This is a genomic window from Arthrobacter sp. AL05, assembly GCF_029960715.1.
Lineage (GTDB): Bacteria > Actinomycetota > Actinomycetes > Actinomycetales > Micrococcaceae > Arthrobacter.
In genome coordinates, this window is the sequence record NZ_JASBRC010000043.1 from 1 (window position 1) to 3,367 (window position 3,367).

Below are 3,367 nucleotides of genomic sequence, written 5' to 3' on the forward strand. Positions count from 1 at the left end.
TCGATCTATGCCGAGCCCGCGACTATGCCGAGGTGTCCGCCAGGTCGGGCTGGTGTGCGGGGTCCGGGCCGGTCGCGGGTCGGCATAGTTACAGGCTCTCGAGGAACGCGAGGATCTTGTCTGGTGGGTGGTATCGGCCAGGGCTGGCGGATGCCGGGGTGGTGAGGGCGAGGGCTTTCTCCTTGATGGTGATGTCGGCGTGGACGTAGGCGTCGGTGGAACGGACTCCGGCGTGGCCGAGCCAGAGGGCGATCACCGAGGTGTCGACCCCGGCTTGGAGCAAGGTCATCGCGCAGCTGTGACGAAACACGTGAGGGTGGATTTTCTTGCCCGATAGCGACGGACATGTTCGGGCAGCGGTCGCTGCGTGGGTGCTGACCCGCAGCGCGACGGCGTCGCGGCTGAGCCGCCGCCCGGTGCGGGTCGGGAACACTGGCTCGTGGGGTTTTCCGGCTCGTTCGGCCAGCCAGGAACGCAGCAGTCCTTCGACGGGAGTGGTGATTGGAACGGCGCGTTGTTTGCGTCCTTTGCCTTCGCATCGGACGTTCGCGCCGGCGCCCAGCGTGACATCGGTGCAGTTCAGGCCTGTGAGTTCGGAGACCCGCAGTCCGGTCTGGATGGCGAGGAGCATCAGGGCCCTGTCGCGCCGTCCTTCCCATCTGGACTGGTCCGGGGCCGCGACGAGGGCGTCGATCTCGGGTGCGGTCAGGAATGTCACTGTGCGCTTGTCGAACCGCTTCGGCGGGATGGCGAGGACACGCTGGATCAGCAGCGCATGCTCGGGATGACGCAACGCGGCGTAGGAGAAAAGTGAGCGGATGGCTGTCAGGCGGACGTTGCGGGTTCTGACGCTGTTGTGCCGTTCATTCTCCAAGTGGGTAAGGAATCCTGAGATTGTGGTCGCGTTCAGGTCGTCCCAGTCCAGTTGTGATGGCGACTTGCCGGTCCGTGCGTGGATGAACTCCAGGAGCAGCTTCAGGGCGTCGCGGTAGGCGGCGATGGTCCGCGGGCTGGCTTGGCGCTGTTGGGTGAGCCGGTCGGTGAAGAACATCTGCAGTGTGGGTGCGATCAGCGTCATGATCGCACCGCCGTCCAGCCGGTATTCTGGCGTGCCGCGGCCAGGGCGAGCAGTTCCGGCGCAGCCGAAAGATACCAGTAGGTGGATGCCGGTTCGCGGTGGCCGAGGTAGGTCGATAGCCATGGGAGTTTCGCCTGCACGTCCTCGCCGGTGCGATACCAGCCGAGCAGGGTTCGGACCGCGAACGTGTGCCGGAGATCGTGAAGCCGCGGAGCCGAGGGTGCCCCGGTCCCGATACCGGCGGCATCGACCAGATGCCGGAATGTCGGGCATACGGCCGCGTAGCAGAGGCGTTTGTGCGTCTGGGACACGAAGAAGCTTGGCTCCTTCGGTCGGGGTTCGAGCTCGTCGCGGAGTTGGGCGTAGGCGCTCAGTGCTTCCATGGCAGTGCTGTGGAGTGGAACCAGCCGGGATTTGCCGAATTTGGATTCGCGGATCAGCAGCACGCTCCCGGTCCAGTCGATGTCGCTGCGGTCAAGCTTGATTGCCTCGCCGATCCGCAGACCACCCGCTGCCAGCAGGCCAACCAGGGTCTCGTAGGTCGCGGCCCGCAGCGGCGATCGGATCAAGACGCGGGCCTGGTTCATCAGTGCCTCGATGTCGGCTGTGGAGTAGATGAACGGTCGGCGCCATCTTTGCCGGTGCGGCATCAGACCCAGCGGCGGGATCTCCGTGCCGGGGTAAATGCCGGTCAGGTAGCGGGCGAACCCGCGGGCTGCCGTCATCCGTCGCGGCCCCACGGTCGTCGGCTGGCCTGTCGGGGATTGCTGCGCCCAGTCCAGTGCCGCTTCTATGGTCACCGTGGACGCTCCGCGGGTGTCCAGAAAAGCCACGAAGCCTGGCAGCAACCAACGGGCCTCGGCCATTTCGTGTCCGAGCGAACGACGCAGTTGCAGGTAACCCGCGAGATCCTGCTCCAACGCACTCACCGCAGAAGCCCCGGCCACGGCTGGGCCACCTGGCGCAGCGCGACCAAATCAACCTTGGCATAGAGGGCGGTCGTGGCCAGATCCTGATGGCGCAGGACCTGGCTGATCGCCATCAGGCCGGCGCCCTGGCGGAGGAGTTCACCGGCCAGGGCGTGCCTCAGCCCGTGCGGTCCGACGTCGGGCAGGCCTGCACGTTTGCAGGCCCGCTCGACAACATCGCCAACCAGATCAGCGCGGATCGGCCCGCGGGGTGCCCGGCAGGTCAGGAATACATGGACGGCATCCGCAGGATTCCGACCAGAGCAGAGGTAGGCTACCAGCGCTTCGCCGACCTCGGCCGGCAACGGCAACCGGTCTTGCCTGCGCGCTTTGCCCCGGACCATGAGTTCCCCGGACCGCCAGTCCACGTCCCGCAATTCCATGCGTGCGACCTCGACGGACCGTAACCCCAACCGCGACACCAGCATCACGATCGCGAAGTCCCTGACCCCAACCAGCGTGCTGCGGTCAACGCTGTCGAGCAAAAGCTGCACGTCCGCCGCGGACAACCCGGCAGGGGGCAGAGCCGCGAAGCGCCATCCACCCACCGCAGGAACCGACGCACCCAGACTCAACCCGGTCATGTCATGCAGATAGAGGAAGCGCAGGATCGAACGCAGCTCGGCCACCCGTCCCTTCGCCGACCCCGCAGACACCCGGGCGAATTCCCGCAGCAGGAACGCATTGATGTCCGCCCCGGTCAGAGCCTCCGGAGCGAACACGCCACCGACAGAAGACTCCTGAAGGAAGCGCCGGGCAGTGTTCTCATAACGAAGCACAGTGGTCAGCGCCAGCCCCCGCTCCTGGATCATCCACGACCGGTACGAGCCCAGAAGCGCACCCAACGGTGTCACCAAAGGCGCTCTTACGGGGACGGCGCCCGACTCCCGCAGGTAGCTCATCAGCGGAACCAGAGCACGGGGACCTGGGCTCCCGCTCCGGCCAGCGTTTCGCCGGGCAGATTGGAACTCGGCCGCGCGTTCCTCGTTCAGATCCTCAGTGTTGAGCCCCTCGGCAGAAAGCCAGAGCCCGACCTGGCCTAAATCCTTCAACATGTTCCGGACCGTGCCCGGCGTGTAACCCCGCCGCGTCAACCACTCCCGGTAACCCTCGACGTGCGGCCACAGCTGGCCAGCTTTCCTTCTCGTTCCCGACACTGCACTTCGCCTCCTTCACGGAAGCACGGTTGCTCCCATGAACAGGCTCCACCCCCGGGGACTATGCCGATACGAGAACGTCCATCACGGCCTGAAACGCCGCACCATCAACGGCTTTACCGGCCACCACCGAATGCCTCGGCATAGTCACGGGCTCGGCATAG

Annotated in this window: 3 protein-coding genes; all 3 read right to left on the bottom strand. The window is 65.9% G+C overall.

Annotated elements, in window-relative coordinates; all coding sequences use genetic code 11:
• Window positions 1–88: 88 nt before the first annotated feature.
• Genes QK287_RS18315 through QK287_RS18325 form a run of 3 tightly spaced genes read right to left on the bottom strand, consistent with a single transcriptional unit; the run spans window position 89 to window position 2,858 of the window.
• On the bottom strand, window positions 89–1,078 hold the full coding sequence (locus QK287_RS18315; protein ID WP_282361121.1) for a tyrosine-type recombinase/integrase: 990 nt from the start codon (window positions 1,076–1,078) through the stop codon (window positions 89–91).
• Complete coding sequence (locus QK287_RS18320; protein WP_226774389.1) at window positions 1,075–2,007, bottom strand: tyrosine-type recombinase/integrase; 933 nt, start codon at window positions 2,005–2,007, stop codon at window positions 1,075–1,077. Before QK287_RS18320 ends, QK287_RS18315 begins: the two co-directional genes overlap by 4 nt.
• A complete protein-coding gene (locus QK287_RS18325) occupies window positions 2,004–2,858 on the bottom strand; it encodes a tyrosine-type recombinase/integrase (protein WP_226774388.1) in 855 nt (284 codons plus the stop codon). The genes QK287_RS18320 and QK287_RS18325 overlap by 4 nt, the downstream gene beginning before the upstream one ends.
• Window positions 2,859–3,367 lie beyond the last annotated feature (509 nt).

Excerpts from the sequence above, each read along its gene's own strand:
- QK287_RS18325 (WP_226774388.1), bottom strand. The coding sequence starts at position 2,858 with ATGATCCAGGAGCGGGGGCTGGCGCTGACCACTGTGCTTCGTTATGAG.
- QK287_RS18315 (WP_282361121.1), bottom strand. The coding sequence starts at position 1,078 with ATGACGCTGATCGCACCCACACTGCAGATGTTCTTCACCGACCGGCTC.